At 73.9% G+C, this 17,384-nt stretch carries 15 protein-coding genes; 3 read left to right on the forward strand and 12 right to left on the reverse strand.

The annotated features are described in order from the left end of the window. Positions 1-54: 54 nt before the first annotated feature. Positions 55-1,512 (reverse strand): ATP-grasp domain-containing protein, encoded by a 1,458-nt coding sequence (locus ACFXKG_RS00445; RefSeq protein WP_384829969.1) that lies wholly within the window; start codon positions 1,510-1,512, stop codon positions 55-57. A gap of 147 nt (positions 1,513-1,659) precedes the next feature. On the opposite strand from ACFXKG_RS00445, the gene ACFXKG_RS00450 reads away from it, so the two are divergent. Further along, on the forward strand, positions 1,660-2,943 hold the full coding sequence (locus tag ACFXKG_RS00450; RefSeq protein WP_384829972.1) for a glycoside hydrolase family 26 protein: 1,284 nt from the start codon (positions 1,660-1,662) through the stop codon (positions 2,941-2,943). A 37-nt stretch (positions 2,944-2,980) separates the two neighbouring features. On the opposite strand, the gene ACFXKG_RS00455 is transcribed toward ACFXKG_RS00450, so the two are convergent. The 9 genes from ACFXKG_RS00455 to ACFXKG_RS00495 form a co-directional block, all read right to left on the reverse strand. Continuing rightward, positions 2,981-4,240 carry a GNAT family N-acetyltransferase gene (locus ACFXKG_RS00455; protein ID WP_384829975.1) on the reverse strand — a complete coding sequence of 420 codons (1,260 nt, stop codon included), beginning with the start codon at positions 4,238-4,240 and terminating at the stop codon, positions 2,981-2,983. Further along, a complete protein-coding gene (locus ACFXKG_RS00460) occupies positions 4,240-5,112 on the reverse strand; it encodes a lipopolysaccharide biosynthesis protein (protein ID WP_384829978.1) in 873 nt (290 codons plus the stop codon). The genes ACFXKG_RS00455 and ACFXKG_RS00460 overlap by 1 nt, the downstream gene beginning before the upstream one ends. Next, on the reverse strand, positions 5,109-6,251 hold the full coding sequence (locus ACFXKG_RS00465; RefSeq protein ID WP_384831683.1) for a glycosyltransferase: 1,143 nt from the start codon (positions 6,249-6,251) through the stop codon (positions 5,109-5,111). Before ACFXKG_RS00465 ends, ACFXKG_RS00460 begins: the two co-directional genes overlap by 4 nt. 5 nt (positions 6,252-6,256) lie before the next feature. Then, on the reverse strand, positions 6,257-7,084 hold the full coding sequence (locus tag ACFXKG_RS00470; RefSeq protein WP_384829980.1) for a polysaccharide deacetylase family protein: 828 nt from the start codon (positions 7,082-7,084) through the stop codon (positions 6,257-6,259). Then, positions 7,074-9,149 (reverse strand): murein biosynthesis integral membrane protein MurJ, encoded by a 2,076-nt coding sequence (gene murJ, locus ACFXKG_RS00475; protein ID WP_384829983.1) that lies wholly within the window; start codon positions 9,147-9,149, stop codon positions 7,074-7,076. Before murJ ends, ACFXKG_RS00470 begins: the two co-directional genes overlap by 11 nt. Further along, entirely contained in the window at positions 9,146-10,693 is a 1,548-nt protein-coding gene (locus ACFXKG_RS00480) for an O-antigen ligase family protein (RefSeq protein ID WP_384829986.1), read from the reverse strand. Before ACFXKG_RS00480 ends, murJ begins: the two co-directional genes overlap by 4 nt. Next, positions 10,693-12,360, reverse strand: coding sequence for a sugar transferase (locus tag ACFXKG_RS00485; protein ID WP_384829988.1), 1,668 nt, complete (start codon positions 12,358-12,360; stop codon positions 10,693-10,695). Before ACFXKG_RS00485 ends, ACFXKG_RS00480 begins: the two co-directional genes overlap by 1 nt. Then, a complete protein-coding gene (locus ACFXKG_RS00490) occupies positions 12,357-13,586 on the reverse strand; it encodes a glycosyltransferase (RefSeq protein ID WP_384829991.1) in 1,230 nt (409 codons plus the stop codon). Before ACFXKG_RS00490 ends, ACFXKG_RS00485 begins: the two co-directional genes overlap by 4 nt. A gap of 170 nt (positions 13,587-13,756) precedes the next feature. After that, positions 13,757-14,827: a DUF3344 domain-containing protein gene (locus ACFXKG_RS00495; protein WP_384829994.1), complete on the reverse strand. Its 1,071-nt coding sequence runs from the start codon at positions 14,825-14,827 to the stop codon at positions 13,757-13,759. A gap of 360 nt (positions 14,828-15,187) precedes the next feature. Between ACFXKG_RS00495 and ACFXKG_RS00500 the strand changes: the two genes are divergently transcribed. Together ACFXKG_RS00500 and ACFXKG_RS00505 are read left to right on the forward strand one after the other, a co-directional pair. Further along, a complete protein-coding gene (locus ACFXKG_RS00500) occupies positions 15,188-15,427 on the forward strand; it encodes a chaplin (RefSeq protein WP_384829997.1) in 240 nt (79 codons plus the stop codon). A gap of 278 nt (positions 15,428-15,705) precedes the next feature. Further along, the gene (locus ACFXKG_RS00505) at positions 15,706-15,990 is read left to right on the forward strand and encodes a hypothetical protein (protein ID WP_365813955.1); all 285 of its coding nucleotides are present in this window, start codon (positions 15,706-15,708) and stop codon (positions 15,988-15,990) included. A gap of 118 nt (positions 15,991-16,108) precedes the next feature. On the opposite strand, the gene ACFXKG_RS00510 is transcribed toward ACFXKG_RS00505, so the two are convergent. Continuing rightward, complete coding sequence (locus ACFXKG_RS00510; protein WP_384830001.1) at positions 16,109-16,756, reverse strand: vitamin K epoxide reductase family protein; 648 nt, start codon at positions 16,754-16,756, stop codon at positions 16,109-16,111. Positions 16,757-16,772: 16 nt separating this feature from the next. Beyond that, positions 16,773-17,279 (reverse strand): DUF5949 family protein, encoded by a 507-nt coding sequence (locus ACFXKG_RS00515; RefSeq protein ID WP_384830004.1) that lies wholly within the window; start codon positions 17,277-17,279, stop codon positions 16,773-16,775. Between the last annotated feature and the right edge of the window lie 105 nt (positions 17,280-17,384).

The raw sequence follows: 17,384 nt of genomic DNA on the forward strand, positions 1-17,384 counted from the left end.
GTGTGTGTCTGTTGGGCCAGGGGGTTGGCAGGGTCGGGAAGGGTCGGGCCAGGTTCATCGGGTACGGCGCGGTGCGGGGGCGTCGTCCAGGGGACCTGTGTGGTCTGTGTGGTCCTGGTTGTCGGCATGGTCGGCATGGTCGGAGTGGTCGGCGTGGTCCGGGCTGCCGCGCCGCTGCCGTACGGGCGGGGTGCGCGGCGACCGTCCCGCCTCCCCCGTGCGCCGGTACGGCAGGACGCGGCGCAGCAGCCGCCAGCCGCGGCGCCCGAGATGCGCCCCCCACGCGACGGCCATCGCGCACGCGGGCAGCGGATCGTCCAGCGCCCACCACGCCGTCTCCGTGGACCGGCGCGGCGTCCCGGACCTCCGCCGGGCGCCCTTCCCTGCCGGGGAGAGGAGCGACAGCAGCGCGTAGTTCTCCACGACGAACGCGCGGCCGTGCACCGCCTCCTGCACCGGAAGGCCGCGCCCGGTCAGGTCGAGGTGGAGCGCGCGGACCAGGTCCGTGCCGGAGCGGTCGGTGAAGAGCCGGAACTGGGCGCCCGGACGGGGGTTGAAGTCGAGCAGGTGGTACGCGCCCGTCGCGGCCTCCCGGCGGAAGTCGAGGTCGAGGATCCCCCGGTAGCCGAGCGCGGCGACCAGTTCGCCGGCCAGTCGCTCCACGGACGGGTTGGGCAGCCACCGGCCGACCGCGGTCAGTCCCGCGCCCACCGGCCAGGCCCGGTCCTTGCGGCCGGCGGCGCCGAGCAGCCGGGGGCAGCCGCCGGCCGGGCCGTGCCCGCTGTACCCGTGGAAGAACCAGTCGCGGTCGGGTCCGTGCGGCAGGAACTCCTGGAGCAGCAGCCTGCTGCCCGCCTCGCCGCTGCGCCCGTACAGCTCGCGCGCCTCCTGGGGGGAGCGGACCACGCGCGTGCTGCGCAGCCCCGACCCCTCGGGGAGCAGCCACGGTCTGCTCCACTTGGCGACCACGGGCAGCCCCAGCGACCAGGCGGCGGCCGCGGCCTCCGCCGCGCCGTCCGGGATCAGCGTGCGCGGGTGCGGCATGCCCAGCTCCTGGCAGATCCCGGCCAGCTCGGCCTTGTCCGCGACGCGCTCGGGCAGCCCTGACGGCTGTTCAGGCAGCAGGTAACGGCCCGCCAGCTCCGGCTGGAGCCGGCCCACGGCGATCGCGCTCAGGTCGTCCATCGCGATGAGGACGGCCGGGGCCGTGAGCCGGTCCGAGATGGAGAGGAGCAGCCGCTGAACCTCCGCCAGATCGGCCCCGGGCCCCGTGGCCGGTTCCGGAGTTGCCGTCAGTTCCGGTGCCTGTCCGGGCCGTAGATGGGCCTGGCGCAGATAGCGGGATCGCCCGACGGGGCTGCGCGCGCCCTCGATCACCGCGTGCACCTCGATCCCGGCGCGGCCGAGGGAGCGTACGGCGCCCAGCGTGCCGTGGTGGAACGGGTTCCGGTCGAGCCGTACGAGGACGGCCGGAACGCGGGTGTCAAAGCTCGGCACGGTGGTGCCCTTCATTTCGATACCCCATGCGAGGGATGAAATTCACGAATGGACTACTGGAACACCAGGCCCGGCTCCCGACCGGCCCATTAGAAATACTTTTGTGATCATCGTGACCACGGCCCACGACCACGGAAGCACGTTCGATCGCAAGGAGCGGACATGACCCCTCGACGACGTCGCAGGCTGACGACCACCTGTCTCGGTGTGATCTCGGCCGGCCTTCTTGTCTCCGGTGCCGCGCTGCCCGTTCAGCGAGCCGCGGCGGATTCCGGTGGTACGGAAGGCCGCGCGGAAAGCCCTGCGGAAAGCGGCACGGAATCCGGCACCGGTACGGAAGCCGGTACGGAAAGACAGAAGCCGCCCGCGGCCCCCTCACCCGCCCTGGGCGCGTATCTCGACTACGGCCGGGACGGCGTACGGCGCATCGCCGCCATGGAGAAATGGCTCGGCGGCCGGGAATTGCGCGTGGGGCACACCTATCTCCCCGGGGACGCGTGGTCCAACATCGAGGGCACGCCGGACTTCCTGGAGAGCTGGGCCGAGTGGCGCAAGGCTCGCGAGGACCGGCTGTTCGTCCTCAACGTGCCCATGCTGGAGCGGAACGAGGAGCGGGTACCCGACCGTCTGGTCCGCCGTGAGCTGCGCAGGGGGGCGGCCGGCCGGTACGACGGGCACTTCAGGACGCTGGCGCGACGGCTCGTCGCGCTCGGTGTCCCCGACACGGTGATCGTGCTCGGCTGGGAGATGAACGGAAACACGTACACGCATCGGTGCGGTCCTGATCCGGAGGCGTGGAAGGCGTACTGGAACCGTATCGTCACCGCCATGCGTGAGGTGCCCGGACAGAAATTCCGATTCGATTTCGCCCCGAACAGGGGACGCGACGACATTCCCTGGACCCGGTGTTATCCGGGCGACGACGTCGTGGACATCGTGGGCATGGACTCGTACGACCAGCCGCCGGGACGCACCTTCGACGAGCAGGTCACCGAGGACTACGGTCTCCAGCAGCATGTGGACTTCGCCGCCGCGCATGGAAAGGTCGTCTCCTATCCGGAATGGGGTCTCTTCCGCAATGGGGACAACCCCGAGTACATGCGGCGCATGCTGCAATGGATCGACACGTACAAGCCGCTGTACAACACCGTCACGGATTACTGCCCCCACGGAATCTGGCAGTGCGACCGGAATCCCGAGTCGTCGAAGGTGTTCCGGTCGACGCTGTCCGAACGCGAGCCGCAGCCCGCGCCGACCCCGACGCCGCCCGTTCCCCCGACGCCGCCGACCCTTCCGACCCCGGCCCCGACCCCGACGCCCACTCTTCCGACGACGCCGACGCCGGAGCGCCCGCAGGGCTGTCGGCCGCTGAACCTCGGTACCTGGCTGGAGAACTGGCTGGGCGGCAGGATCTGCATCCGTCTCGACTGGTGGCGGCGCGTCTGAGGTCGCGTCCCCGGCACGGACAGCGGCGGCGGCGAGGTCATCCCTTGTCGCCGCCTCTCCGTGCCCGCAGCCGGGGCCGCGCCCGCTTCACCAGTTCGGCCGCCCGGCCGCGTCCCGCCGCGCGCGCGACCAGGAGGTGCAGGGAGGGCGCGAGGGCGGAGCGCGCGAGCAGCAGCCGCTGGTTGGTGACGGTCTCCGGGCGCCAGTGGTGCTTGTACGGTTCGTTGCCGCGCAGCATGCTCAGGGTGGCCCGGCCGCTCGCGCCGATCCATCCCGCGCCGCCGCGCAGCAGCATCGTGGCGACGTCCGCCTTCCTGGCGCGCAGTTCGGGATCGGCCCCGTACAGATAGCCGCCCGCGAGCTGACCCGACATCAGGGTGACGTCGGCGGCCACCACGGCGCCCGCCAGCGTGAACTCGGTGACCCGCGCGTCGCCGGAGTCCGCCATGGCACGCACGGCCCGGCTGAGGTGTTCCGCGAAGCGCCCGCTGAGGTGTTCGGGGGTGACGCCGCGGCCCTGCCACTGGAGGCGGTGCAGCGCCAGCAGCCGTTCGACGGCGGCCGGGATCTCCGCGCCCTCGACCATCCGCTCCTCGATGCCGAGCGCGTCCAGCTTGCGCAGCTTGGCGCGGACGCGCTGGGCGCGCGCCGCGGGAAGCCTGGCGAGCAGTCCGTCCATGGGGACGGCGGGCAGTTCCAGGCAGGCGGAGTCGGTCAGCCGCCGGCGCGGCCCGTGCCAGCAGTCGTAGACGCGCTCCGCGGCGGCCCCGGGCCGTACCTCGCGCAGGTCGATCACCGCCGTACGGGCCAGCTCCGCGAGGGCGTCGGCGAGCGCGGGCGCGGCGGTGCCGGCGTGCTCGTCGTCGAGGAGGACGTCGGAGAAGTCGGAGATGGAACCGCCGAGATGGACGAGGACGGGCAGGGGGCGGTGCGTGAGCATGAGCGCGGCCGCCGCGACGGGCTCCCCCGACCGGCGTACGAGGACGACGCGCAGCCGGCCGCGGCCGCCGCGAACACGCCGGGCGGCCCGGCCGGCGCGGCCACCGCGGGCGCCCCCGGCCCCGCAGCCCTGGCCGTACGACAGCCACCAGGAGTACAGCCACGCGTGGCTCTGGAAAGGGGTGGCCGTACGGCAGCGGCGGTACAGGGTGCCCCACTCCGGGGCGAGTTCGGCGAACCGGCCGGTGTCGCGGCACACCTCCGTGGTGAACGCCGCGCCGGACCGGGCGGCGGTGAGCAACGCCGATACGGGGACACAGGGGGGCGCGGCGCTCCGCGTCCGGGCTCCGGGGGCCATCAGACCGTTTCCGACCGCGGCTGGGGGGACGCGGCCGGGGCGGCGGCCGGGGCCGGGGACACCGCCGGGGGCCCGGGGGTCCCCGAGGCGGTCGCGGGGCCGGGCACGGACGCCGGCCCCGCGGCGTGCGCGAGGGCCCCGGGGCGGCGCTTCGGCCGGACCAGCAGGCCGAGGCCGCCGAGCAGCCCGCCCGCGCAGCCGCCGACCAGCGCGGCCAGTGGCGCGGAGGGCGTGACCGGGCTCGTCGGCGGGACGGCCCGGGAGAACTGGAGGACCCGGACGTGCGTACTGGCCTGCAGGTGGCCGCCGTTGAGGACGAGTGAGCGCGCCACGCTGTCCGCCATGTTCACGGCGGTCGCCGCGTCGGACGAGGTCGCCGTCACCGAGATCATCGGCGCGTCGGGCGAGGTCGCCGTCTGGACGTTCTCCTTGAGGGTCCGCGCGGACACCCCGGCCCAGACCGCCGCGTCGCCGACCACCGCAACCTGCGAGGCGACCCGTCCGTACGCCGTCGCGAAGCCGAGCGCGGCGGTCGGCTCCGACTTCTCCGTCGGTACGACGACGACATAGCTGGTCGCCGCGTACTCGGGGGTGAGGAGCAGTCCGTACGCGCCACCGGCCGCCGCCCCGGCCAGTACGGCGGCGGGCACGACCCAGCGGGCCGACAGCACCACCGGCCGGAACAGCCGCCTCAGCCGCCTCAGCTGTTTCAACGGCCGCAGGGGCGCCGGGGCCGTCGGGCGCCGCGCGGACTCCGCGCGCGGGCCGGGGGGAGCGCCGCGCCGGGGCGGCCGGCGGCTCGGCTGCTGGGGTGCCTGCTGCGGTGTCTGCTGGGGGGCCTGGTGTGCCTGTCGGGGTGCCTGCTGGGTCATGGGCGACTCGCTTCTCGGGTGGGGACCTGGCGGTGGAGGGCGGTCTCGTACACGCCCATCAACTGCCCGGCGCTGCGGGAGATGTCGTAGTGGCGTACGGCGGACGGCACGGGCTGCCGGGGCGGGCGCGGGTCCCGCAGCCGCCGCAGCTCCTCGGCGAGCCCGGGGACGGAGCCGCTGATCCGGCGCGCGCCGGGCGCGGCCTCGGGCGGCAGGTCCTGGAGGGCCGGGCAGGTCACGTGGAGCACCGGCAGCCCGGCGGCGAGCGCCTCGATCACGGCGAGCCCGAACGCCTCGTCGTGGGAGGTGGAGACGAAGACGTCCATGGCGGCGAGCAGCGAGGGCAGGTCGGCCGGGTGCGGGACGGGCGGCGGGTCCTCGCACGCGCCGGGCAGCAGGATCCGGTCGGCCAGGCCGCGCTCCTCGGCGAGCCGCAGCAGATTGGTACGCTCCGGGCCCTCGCCGACCAACAGCAGCCGCGCGTCCGGCAGTTCGGCGACGGCCCGGACCAGCCGGTCGTACCGCTTGCCGGGGGCGAGCCGTCCGACGCCGCCCACGACGAACGCGTCCTCGGCCAGCCCGAGCCGCTCGCGCGCGGCGCGGCGCGCCTTCTCGTCGAAGGCGAAGCGCGCGGACTCGATGCCGTTGGGGACGACGTGGATACGGTCGCGGCGCACCCCCCAGCGCTCCAGCCGGCGCGCGACGGTGGTGGAGACGGCGACGGTCGCGGTGCCGAGCCGCTCCCCGGCGAGGTAGAGCGCGCGGGCGCCGGTGGTCAGCGGCCGGCCCTCGATCTGGACGGCGCCGAGGGAGTGTTCGGTGGCGACGATCGTCCGTACCCCGGCCATGCGGGCCGCGATCCGGCCGTAGAGGCAGGCGCGGTAGAGATGGGTGTGGACGATGTCGTACCGGCCCCGTCCGACCAGGCGCGCCAGTCGGGGCAGGGCGGCGAGGTCGCGGTTCCCGGTCATGCCGAGGTGGGCGACGCGTACCCCGTCGGCGACGATGCCGTCGGCGACCGGGCCCGGTTCCGTGAGGGTGACGACCTCGTTGTGGGTGGGCAACTGGCGCAGCATCAGGCGCAGTTGCTGCTCGGCGCCGCCGATGCCGAGGCCGGTGATGACATGCAGGACCTTCAGGCCCGTCACGGGGTGACCGCCGGGGCCGTCGGTGCGGTCGTTGCCGCCTTTGCCCCGGCGACGGACGCGCGGTACGCGGCGGAGCGGGCGTACTCCGCGAAGGCGGCGGCCGGGACGGGTTCGCGCCGCCAGGGGTGCAGCCGCCGCTTCAGCGTCAGTTTGAGGCCGGTGTCCCGCTCTCCTACGTGGATACGGGGCAGCGCGAGCAGCCCGGTCAGCGGCCCCGGGTCGATGGCGCAGCCGTACGCGTACCCGGCGGCGCGCACCGCCGCGACGACCCGGGCGTCGACCGTGCCGTACGGGTAGCAGAAGCCGCCCACCTCGGTGCCGGTGAGGGCACGCAGCAGTTCCCGGCTGCGGCCGGTCTCGGCGGCGAGCGTGGCGTCGTCGGCCGTGACGAGGTCGACGTGGAGCAGGCCGTGGGAGCCGATCTCCATCCCGGCCGCGGCGGCCTCGCGGACGCCGTCCTCGGTGAGCAGGGGTTTACGGGGGCCGAGGCGGTCCCACTCGTTGGTGCCGCCGGGGCGTCCCGGCAGGACGAAGACGGTCGCGGTGCAGCCGTACCGCCGGAGCAGCGGGACGGCCGTCGTCACGAAGTCGGCGTACCCGTCGTCGAAGGTGAGCCCGACGAGCCCGGCGCCCCGCCCCTCGGCGCGGGCGCGCAGCAGTTCGGCCATGGAGACGCCGGTCAGACCGCGCCGGCGCAGCCAGCGGAGCTGGCGTTCGAGCCGGTCGGGGGAGACCGTCACCTGGTAGGGGTCGTCGGTGGGGTCGGCGACGGAGTGGTACATGACGGCCCACAGGGGACCGCCGGACGTCGTGTCAGCGGGCATCGGCGAGCTTTCGTGAGAAGGGGCGGGCGAGGGAGCGGAGGATGGAGTCGGTCTCGGGGGCCTTCAGGGCGTACGCGATGACGAGGAAGACCGCGGTCACCACCAGGCCGGCGGAGAGCGTGGCGAGGACCGGGGAGGGCAGGAGCGCGGCGCAGAGCCACCCGGAGCCGGTGGCCGCCGCGGCGGCGGCGCTGAGCTTGACCAGCCCGCCGGTCATGTGGCGGGTCCTGACCGGCACGCTGTGGCGGCGGAGCGCGCCCTGCATGAGAACGGCGGTGAGGGTGATGCCGAGGGCGTTGGCGGCGGCGATGCCGCGCACCCCCCAGACGCCGACCAGCAGGGCGCCCGCGCCGCCCGTCAGCGCGAGCCCGGCGGTCATGGCGAGCGCGGGGAACCAGAGGGGGCGCGCGGCGGAGAAGTAGCAGCGTACGAGCGCCCCGACCAGGGTGTGGCCGAGCAGGCCCAGCGCGTACACCCGCATCACGGCGGCGGTCGCGGCGGTGTCCGCGGGCTGGAACTCGCCACGCTGGAAGAGCACTTCGATGATCTGCGGGGCGCAGGAGATGACGGTGGCGGCCCCGATCAGCACGATGATCCCCGCGAGGGCGAGATCCCGTTCGACACGCCGCCTGGCCCGGTCGGTCTCCCCTGCCGCCATGGCGCGGGCGACCACCGGGAAGGTGACGGTGCAGAGCATCAGGGAGAGGGTCATCGGGATCTGCGCGACCTTCTGCGCGTAGTTGAGGTGCGAGATGGCCCCGGCGGGCAGGGGCGCGGCGAGGAACCGCTCGACGAGGACCTGCGACTGGCGGCTGAGCGCGAACGCGATGACGGGGACGAGCAGTCCGAGGGCGACGGGCGAGGCGAGCGGGGTCGCGGCGGGCTCGGGGGTGGGCGTGGTCTCCGTGACGGATGCGGAGGCGGAGGCGGATCCCGTCGCCGTCGCGGGTACGGACGCGGGTACGGGTACGGGCGTCGCGGAAACAGGCGCGGGCTCGTGGCCGCTCACGGGCCGGCGCTCCGTCAGCCTGTTCCACAGGGTGGGGAGCTGGATCAGGACCATCAGTACGCCGCCGACGGCGACCCCGGCCCCGGCCGCGAGCACCCCCGCCTCCGCGCCGGCCAGCAGCATCGTGGAGATGATGCCGACGTTGGAGGCGACGTAGATCGCGGCGGGCGCCACGAAGGAGCCGTGCGCGCGCAGCGCCGCGCTGCAGTAGCCCGCGACGCCGTAGGTGAAGATGGACGTGGCGGTCAGCCGGGTGCAGTCGACGGCCAGCCGGGGTTCCGGGAGACCGGGCGCGAGGACGGCGACCGCCCAGGGCGCGAGGGCGATCAGCAGCGCCGCGAACGCGCTGAGGGCGAGGAAGAGCCGGGGCAGCGTGGCACGGGTGAGCTGCCGTACGGGGTCCAGGTCCAGGTCCTGTGCCAGGTCGCGCGCCCGGTCCTGCGGCGATTGGGCGGCCCGGCGGGCGAGCGCCAGGCTGAACGCCGGTACGAGGATCAGCGCCATGGCGTCCTCGATGAGGAGCGTGGCGGCCACCTCGGGCACGGTCCAGGCGACGAGGAAGGCGTCGGTGTCGGGGCCCGCGCCGTAGAGGTGGGCGATGGTCTGGTCGCGGAGCAGGCCGAGAAGCGATCCGGCGGCGGTGAGCGCGGCGGTCAGGAACGCGGCCCGCGCCAGGAACCGCCCGGAGGAGAGCGCCCCGCGCCCGCCGGACTCGCCGGACTCCCCGCGCCCGCCGGACTCCCTGGACTCCCCGCGCCCGCCGGACTTTCCGGACTCCCCTGGCTCCCCGGGCTCCGCCGCCGTGCCGACCGGTTCGAGGACGGCCGTGCCGGGAGCCGCGCCTGCCGGAGCGGTGACGCCCGGAGCGATGGTGCCCGAAGCGGTGACGCCCGGCGCGACCGTGCCCGGAGCTGCGGCGGCCAGGGCCGCGGCGGCCGGCGCGGCGGCACCAGGACCGGTGAGGGCCGCTGCCGCGGCGGCGGGCGCGGTCGTGCCCGGGGGCGGTGGTGTGGAGGGCGGCGGGACCGCCGGGAGGGAGTGCCTCGTATCGTTCACGCCGGACCGGCCTCACCGTTCGGGTGCCGCCCCGCCGGCACCGCGGGAAGGCCGGGCGCGGAGCCCAGTGCCCACCACGCCGCCAGGCCGAGCATCACCGCCGTCAGGACCGTCGACGGGCCGCCGATGTCCGCGTAACAGAAGTCCGCCAACTGCCAGACCAGCAGCCCCGTGACGACGAGCCCGCACTCCGCGCCCGTACCGGAGCGGCGCGCCGCCGGCACCGCGCGTACCGCGCACACCAGGAGCCCCGCCCAGCTGCCCGCGAAGGCGACGACGCCGAGCAGCCCCTGTTCGCTCAGGACGAGCAGATACATGTTGTGCGGCGACAACAGCGGCTGGCGCTGGAACCCCATCCCCGCGCCCGAGGTGTCGCTGCCCGCGGAGAGGGCGAGGGAGGCGTGGTTGTCGCGGTAGGCGGGGAAGCCCTTCAGCCCCACGCCGGTGAGGGGCCGCTCGCGCCACATGCCGGTGGCCGCCGCCCACATCGTGTACCGGTCGGTGACCGACTGGTCGGGCGTGTCGGCGACTTGGGCGATCGAGCCGGCCCGTTCGCTGATCAGCTGCGAGCCGATGCCGAGTCCGCCGACCAGGACCACCCCGAGCGCCCCGGCGGCCAGGCCCACGACGACGGCCCTGCGGATGCCCGAGAGCGCGAGTTGCAGTGCGAGCGCCACGGCGGTGGCGATCCAGGCGCCGCGGCTGAAGGAGAGCAGGAGCGGTACGGAGAGCAGCGCGGCGCAGCCGAGCGCGAGGGCCCGCTGTCCGCGCGGCGCCCGCGCGGAGCCGCCCAGGGCGTAACCGACGCAGATGACCAGCCCGTACGCGACAACCGTGGCCATCCCCATGATGTCGGTGGGGCCGAAGGTCCCGACGGCGCGGATGTCCTCGCCCTGGTACGAGGCGCCGGTGCCGGTCAGGTACTGCGCGACGCCGACCGCCCCCTGCGCCAGCGCGAGCACGACCACCGACCCGGCGACCAGCCGGAAGTCGCGGCGGTCTCGGACGAGGAGCAGCAGCGCCCCCGGTACGAGCACGAAGATCTGGAGGTAGCGCGCCAGTCCCGGCAGGGTGGCGGTGGGGTCGTCGGCGGTGAGCGAGGCGACGGTCACGCCGAGCACCGGGAGCCCGAGGACGAGCGCGGCGGTACGGGTCAACGGGCGGGCCCGCGCGCGCAGTACGCGGACGAGACAGTGCAGGACGAGTACGGCGGAGGCGGCGTCGGCCGCGCTCCCGTTCCCGGCGGAGCCGTCGCCGGCCGGCGGCGTGGGCACGGCGAGCAGCGCGACGACGGCCACGGCGGGCAGCAGGGGCGCCGCCCGGCGCAGCGCGGCGGACCACGCGTCGGCGCGGGACCGTACCCGGGCCGCGCGGATCCCGCCGGCGGACCCGGCGGGCCCCGCGGACCCCGGAGCCCCCGCGGACCCAGCGGTGCCCGCAGTGCCAGCGGTGCCCGCAGTGCCCGCAGTGCCCGCAGTGCCCGCAGTGCCCGCAGTGCCCGCAGTGCCCGCAGTGTCGACGGTGCCGACGGCCCCGGAGGTCATCAGCTGCCCGCCGGGCGGACGAGGGAGAGCGCGGTTCGCACCAGGATGCAGATGTCCTGCCAGAGCGACCAGTGGTCGATGTAGTGGTTGTCGAAGCGGGACCGCTCCTCGATGGAGGTGTCCCCGCGCAGCCCGTGGACCTGCGCGAGCCCGGTGATGCCGACGGGCATCCGGTGGCGGGCCGCGTAGCCGGGGAGGGTCTTGCTGAAGTTGGCGACGAAGAAGGGGCGTTCGGGCCGCGGGCCGACCAGGCTCATGTCGCCGCGCAGCACGTTCCAGAGCTGCGGCAGCTCGTCCATCGACGTGCGGCGCAGGAAGTTGCCGACGGGGCTCATACGCAGGTCGCCCGCGATGTTCCAGCGGGTGGCCGACTCGTGGTCGTCGGAGGGGCGCAGGGTACGGAACTTCAGCAGGGTGAAGGGGCGGCCGTGCTGGCCGACGCGCTCCTGCCGGAAGAGCACGCCGCGGCCGTCGCAGCACCGTACGGCGAGGGCGCAGACCGCCAGCACCGGGGAGAGCGCCAGCAGGGCCTGGCCCGCGATCACCACGTCCAGCAGCCGTTTGGCCACGGCGCCCGCGCGGCGCGGGGCGGGCGGCTCGGTCCGGTGGCGGCTGAAGCCCCAGAGGTGGCGCTCCATGACGGCGGGCGGGGCGGCGGCGTCCCAGGGGCCGGGGCCGACGAAGGAGGTGGCGCACCCGTACTCGTGGAAGAGCGTGACGAGCCCGGCGCGGCCGTCCCACTCGCCGGGGCCGCCGGGGCCGCCGTACCCCCCGGGTCCTGCTCCGGAGTCGATGAACAGGGCTTCCCGGACGCCGTTCTGGATGACGGCGCGGTGGATCTCCTCGACGGTGATCAGCACGGGCAGGACGGGGAGCGCGGCGGTCTCCGTACCGCTGCCGTGGGGGTACCCGTCCCGGGGATGCCCGCCGTGGGGATACCCGTCCTGGCCGGTGTCGTGGTCGCCGTCCCCGCGCGGGGGGAGAGGAGCGGGGTCCGCGATCCCGACGGGGCGCAGTCCGTACTCCGGGTGCTGGGTGAGCAGCGCGACCAGCCGGCGCGCGGCCGTCCCCGTACCGACGACGAGGGCGGACCGCAGCCGGCCGCGGGCGCGCGAGCGGCGGCGTGTGTGCAGCAGCGAGCGGCCGGCGCAGCACACGGCGAGCTGTACGGCGCCACCGCCGGCCAGCGCGGCCAGACTCAGGGCGTGCGCGGGGAAGAGGGCGGCGAGTACGGCCGCGGCGGCGCACCAGGCGACCGCGGTCCTGGCGGCCAGCGCGGGCAGCTGGTCGAGGCCGGAGAGGACGGTTCCGGGCCGGTAGAGCCCGGCGACCGCGTTCAGCGCGGTCACGCAGGCGAGGAGCTGGACGACGAGGAGGGTGTCGCGCTGCTCGTCGCTGAGTACGGCGGTGGAGAGCAGCGTCGCGAACGCGTCCACCGCGACGAGCGGCAGGGCGAAGCGGAGCGCGCCGTGGGCCGGGGTACGGCGGGGCGGCGGCGCGACGCGGTCGGCGGTGTCGCGGGGCGGGGCGAGGGGGACACGCCCGCCGAGGGACTGCCGGCCGAGGGCGGGCAGGGGCTGCTCGGTGAGGGACGCCTTGGTGAAGGACGGCTTGGTGAGGGACGTCCGGCCGGACGGCGGCGGAACACTGGTGCTTTCCGTGGTCACTGGGGAATCGGCTCCCTGCGCTCGGGGCGCGGCACGGCGGCGACTTCGCGGTACACGTCCGCGATGGCCTGCGCGGTCTGCCGCACGTCGTAGGTGCTGAGTACGTGCTGTTGGCCCTGTCGGCCGATGGCTTCGCGCAGCGGCCGGTCGTGGAGCAGGGTGCTGACCGCCGCCGCCAGCGCGGGCGGGTTCTCGGGCGGGGTGAGACAGAACCGCTCGCGCCCGGGCGGCAGGCTCTCGCGCGCGCCGTCCACATCGCTGAGGACGACGGTCCGGCCGCTCGCCATGGCCTCCAGCGGCGCCACGGCCATCCCCTCCCAGCGCGACGGCAGCACCACCAGGTCCGCCGCCCGGTACCAGGGCGCGGTGTCCGGTACGGCGCCCGCGAAGAGCACGGACGGCGGGGCGGCGGCGCGCAGCGCGGCGGCGTCCGGCCCGTCGCCGACGAGCACCAGCCTGGCCTGCGGAAGCCTGCGTACGACCGTCTCCCAGGCCCGGAGCAGGATGTCCTGGCCCTTCTGGCGGCAGAGCCGGCCGACGCACACGACGACGGGGGCGCCGGCCGGCACTCCGGCGAGCAGCGGCAGCGCGGCGCGCGCGGCGCCGGTTCCGGTGACGGTTCCCGCGCCACCGGCGACGGTGCCGGTGGCCCCCGCCGTGGCGGGGTCCCCGGGGGTGAACCGTCCGACGTCCACGCCGTTGCGTACGACGGTCCAGGGGGCGTCGATGCCCGCGCGCTCGCCGGTGCGCCGCTCCGCGTCGCTGACGCAGACGACCCGGTCGGTCCACCGGACCGCCCACCGTTCCCAGCGCCTGGCCAGCCGTCCGGTCACCCCGCCGACCGCTTCGAACGACCAGGCGTGCGGCTGGAAGACGGTCGGGACACGGCCCCTGACGGCCAGTCGGCCGACGAGTCCGGCCTTGGCGCTGTGCGCGTGGATCAGATCGGGGCGCACCTGGCCGACCAGCCGGGCGGCCTGCCGTACCTCACGGAGCAGTCCGGGCCCCGGATCGCGGCCGGCCTGCCAGGTGTGGATCTCGGCCCCCCGCCGAGCCGCCGCCCCGGCGAGCGGTCCCGTCCGGGGACAGCCGACGACGACCCGGAACCCGGCGGCCACCTGTGCCGCGACGAGGTCGAGAACCACCTGGGCCACGCCGCCGTCGACGGGCTGGACGAGGTGGAGTGCGGTGAAGCCGGTCCCGGGCCGACACCGTTGTGGCTGCACGCGCGACTCTTTCCACTCGGGAATACGGGGAACACGGAGAATGCAGGAAGGCTGTGATGGGAGAAAGGCTGGGAAGGGCGGGGAATTCGGCCGTTCGGGCCGGACCGGTCTTTCGAGCAGGGCCGGTGTCGAGGGCATCTCGGCCGGCGGGGCGCACGGATCATCCGGTTTCAGTTCCGCGCGTCGGCCTCCACGAAGAGCGCCCCGAGCCAGAGGGAGTCACGCTCGGCGCCGAATCGAACGCCAAGCCCTTCGCTCCCGGAGACCAGTGCGTCACTCAGATCGAAGACATCCGAGTCATAGCCAAGGGTGTTCGCATAGGAAGGCTGCCGTTCCCCTCCTCCGAATCCAGAATCCGTAATACCGGAGTTCATCACATCATCAGAAGGATTTGCCTTGTTGTGGAGCGCCACGCTCTCGCCCGGCCCGGTCTCCACCGTGAGCGTGTCCCCCGTCACCCCCCGGTCCCCGTCGTACACGACGACCCCCAGCCGCCCGGAGGCCCGTTCCGGCGTGCGCAACGGCCCGATGTCGACCCCCGCGCTCCCGTGGTCCGTGCCGAGCGTCTCGAACCCGTCCCAGAGGGCGAGATGGCGCAGTGGCGCGTCGTTCTTCTCGTACGCGACGACCAGGGTCCAGCCGCCCCAGGATCCGACCGCGGAGCGCCCCATCGCCACATTGACCTGCGCCACGGTGTACAGCCCGGGGCCGCTGTCCCGGACGAGCGGGGTGACATCGGCCGACGCCTGGTACGCGTCGGCGACCTCGTCCGTACGGTGGCCGATCACCGTGTCCGCGAGGACCTCCCGGTACGCGCCGCCGGGCTCGGCGAAGAGCACCCGTCCGTTGTCGGCGGCCGGCTTCTGCTCACCGGCCCGCAGGTTCCCGCCCCAGTAGAGCCGCGCGTAGCTGACCCGCGCGCCGTCCGGCAGGGGCAGTTCGGCCCGGGTGGAGTTGTAGGTGTTCGGGTCGCCGTCGATGTCGGAGTAGAACATGTCGAATTGGTGGTTGACGGCGTTCCCGCCGGCCCGCGCCGCCTCGCAGGAATCCGCCGCATCGCCCTCGGCCCGGCAACTGACGACCGAATTGGCGGCCCGTACGATCCCGCCGTGCTGCACCGCCTGATAGCGCCGCGCGAAAGGGATACGAGGCTCCTCGCGCGCCCCGGCCCGCGCACCGGGCTTCGCGCCGGCCTTCGCACCGGTCTTCGCGCCCGTCACCGGAGCCACCGGGAACGCCATCGCGGACAGAGCGAGAGTGGCCAGACCGCACAAGAGGCCGCGCCCCACAGCAATAACCGCAGAATTCCGCATATGGGCTCTCCACCTCGAAGACCGAAACAAGTCGAAACAAGAGGTTGAAACAAGATGGGACCATTACAGAGCGCGGGCTGAAAATCACGCCAGACGCGCTGAAACGCGCTGAACGTACAACCGACTGGGGAAAGGGCCTTCAAGCGACGTCCACCGATGTCCCCCGGCCGGCCCAACTTCACTCATTCGGGCCCGCAACCTCCGGATGGCCTCGACGTTGATCCAGAAGTCCGGGCAGTCGCGCCCGGTGCTCAATGTCATCCCCATACGACCGAGGAGCCCTTCCCCATGTCGCGTATCGCCAAGGCTGTTGTTCTCTCCACCGCGGCCGCCGCCGCTGTCGCCGGTGCCTCCGGCGCCGCCTTTGCCGACAGTGGCGCGTCGGCCGCGGCCATCGGCTCCCCGGGCGTCCTGTCCGGCAACATCGTCCAGGTCCCGCTCCACGTGCCGATCAACATCTGCGGCAACACCGTCGACGTCATCGGCCTGCTCAACCCGGCCTTCGGCAACCTCTGCGTCAACCACTGACGCCGTTCCCCGGCGGAGCCGCTCTTCCCCTCGGGGCAGGGCGGCTTTTCCGCGTCCTTCATTCGGGTGATTCGACCGCCCTGCCCAGTTTTACTTCCGCACGGGGTTTCCGGGGCGGCGGGGAATCGTTAGAGAAGACGAGGCCCTGGGAGGAAATCCCCAAAGGACCTGTGCGCGCGAAGAGTTGAGTCGCTCCCGAGTCGACTCGCGTCCGGGCGCACCGGACATCACGTGTCGGGACACCCGATCGTCACGACACCCAGCGGAAAAGGATGCACATGAAGCCCATGAAGGTCGCCGCCGTCGTCGCCGGTTCGATGGTGGCGCTGGGTGCCGCCGCCCCGGCGTTCGCCGCCGGGACGCAGTCCCCCTCGTTCAGCCTCAACGGAGCGCTGGACACCGTGGCCAGCGAGGGGCTGCGCGACGCCAAGCCGCTGCACACCAACGCGCTGGACACCGAGAACGAGGGCTCCGTGCTCAACGCGGTCAAGGGCGCCACCGACAGCCTCAACAAGCCCCAGCAGAAGAGCAACCTGCTCGGCGGCCTCCCGCTCGGCAAGTAGGAGCCGGCGAGCAGGAGCCGCCTCTCCCGCTCGCCGGAGGACGAGAGGGAGTCGCCGTCCCGCCACCGCCCCTCATGGCTACTGCCTTGAGGGGCGGGCGGGGCCGATCGGCTACGGATCAGCTCGTCCAGAAGTCCCACCAGCGGGCCAGGATCAGCATCCCGATGACCCCGATGTGCAGCACGGGCGGCACCCAGGTGAACTCGGCCAGGAAACCGCGCAGCGCGGCCGGCGCGGGCAGGATCCGGCGCCGGACGGTGTGGGCCGTGACGTACCAGAACATCAGGATCGTCGCGACCCAGGCCAGTGAGCACCACAGGCAGAGCGCGTTGATCTCGTAGAAGGACTGGTACTGGAGCCAGGTGCAGAATCCGACGCCGAAGAGCGTCCCCGCGTTCAGCCCCAGCCAGAACCAGCCCCGGTAACGGGCCCCCGCCAGCAGCCCCGTACCGATGCAGACGACGCCCGCGTAGGCCGCGAGGCCCAGCATCGGGTTGGGGAAGCCGAAGACCGACGCCTGGGCGCTCTTCATGATGTTGCCGCAGGACACCACCGGGTTCAGGCTGCACCCCGGGGTGAAGTCGGGGTCCTCCAGCAGCGTGAACTTGTCGATCGTGATCACCCACGCGGCCAGCAGCCCCGCCGCGCCCGTGACGACCAGCAGCAGGGCGAACGCCCGGCTCGCCCCCCATCCGCCGGGCGCGTCCCGGTCGCCGCCGTCCGCCGCTTCCCGGGCGGTCCTGTACTCGGTCGGTGCCGCTGCCATGTCGCTGCCCGGCCGCTCAGCCGCGCAGGCCGCGTACCGGCAGCAGGCAGTGCGCGGCGCTCGTGAGCATCTCCGTGTCGCCCGCGAAGGCGCGCAACTGGTCCTCGCCGACCGGCCTCCCGGGGACGCCCTCGGCCCACGGCCGCGTGGCGACCAGGAAGTAGACCTGCCCGATGTCACGCGCGTCCTGCTCCCACTCCGGCGGGACGGTGCACTGCGCGTTCAGATACGGCATCGTCAGCACGGCCCGGCCCGCCTCGACGATCAGCTTGATCGGAACGCTGGGCGACTGCGCAGCATCGACCAGATCGCCGCCGGGCTGCAGCCCGATGTCCACGAGGACCCTGCGCATCGCCTCCCCGCCGGCCTCGGGGCCGTCGCGTCCGTCACCGAGTGAATAGGCCAGCAGAAAAGGCGCGTTGCGCTCTCCGGCGGCAGGGTCGCTCGTCCAGGCAATCACCGAGAGGGTGCCCAGGAGGGAGGCGTACTGCGCATTGCTCGCCGCGGTATTGGTAGAGGTCATGTCTGGGGACAGTAGTGGCCCGCGGAGAATTACCGTGAGCCCGTGTCACCCAAGTGGGCTATTGCAGGAGCCAGTTGAGGTCGTCGGACACCGGCCGGAAATCGT

The organism is Streptomyces sp. NPDC059255, from assembly GCF_042752355.1.
Classification (GTDB): Bacteria; Actinomycetota; Actinomycetes; order Streptomycetales; family Streptomycetaceae; genus Streptomyces.

Excerpts from the sequence above, each read along its gene's own strand:
- ACFXKG_RS00505 (WP_365813955.1), top strand. The coding sequence starts at position 15,706 with ATGAAGCCCATGAAGGTCGCCGCCGTCGTCGCCGGTTCGATGGTGGCG.
- ACFXKG_RS00480 (WP_384829986.1), bottom strand. The coding sequence starts at position 10,693 with ATGACCTCCGGGGCCGTCGGCACCGTCGACACTGCGGGCACTGCGGGC.
- ACFXKG_RS00455 (WP_384829975.1), bottom strand. The coding sequence starts at position 4,240 with ATGGCCCCCGGAGCCCGGACGCGGAGCGCCGCGCCCCCCTGTGTCCCC.
- ACFXKG_RS00450 (WP_384829972.1), top strand. The coding sequence starts at position 1,660 with ATGACCCCTCGACGACGTCGCAGGCTGACGACCACCTGTCTCGGTGTG.
- ACFXKG_RS00500 (WP_384829997.1), top strand. The coding sequence starts at position 15,188 with ATGTCGCGTATCGCCAAGGCTGTTGTTCTCTCCACCGCGGCCGCCGCC.
- ACFXKG_RS00510 (WP_384830001.1), bottom strand. The coding sequence starts at position 16,756 with ATGGCAGCGGCACCGACCGAGTACAGGACCGCCCGGGAAGCGGCGGAC.
- ACFXKG_RS00515 (WP_384830004.1), bottom strand. The coding sequence starts at position 17,279 with ATGACCTCTACCAATACCGCGGCGAGCAATGCGCAGTACGCCTCCCTC.
- ACFXKG_RS00470 (WP_384829980.1), bottom strand. The coding sequence starts at position 7,084 with ATGCCCGCTGACACGACGTCCGGCGGTCCCCTGTGGGCCGTCATGTAC.
- ACFXKG_RS00495 (WP_384829994.1), bottom strand. The coding sequence starts at position 14,827 with ATGGCGTTCCCGGTGGCTCCGGTGACGGGCGCGAAGACCGGTGCGAAG.
- ACFXKG_RS00445 (WP_384829969.1), bottom strand. The coding sequence starts at position 1,512 with ATGAAGGGCACCACCGTGCCGAGCTTTGACACCCGCGTTCCGGCCGTC.
- ACFXKG_RS00460 (WP_384829978.1), bottom strand. The coding sequence starts at position 5,112 with ATGACCCAGCAGGCACCCCGACAGGCACACCAGGCCCCCCAGCAGACA.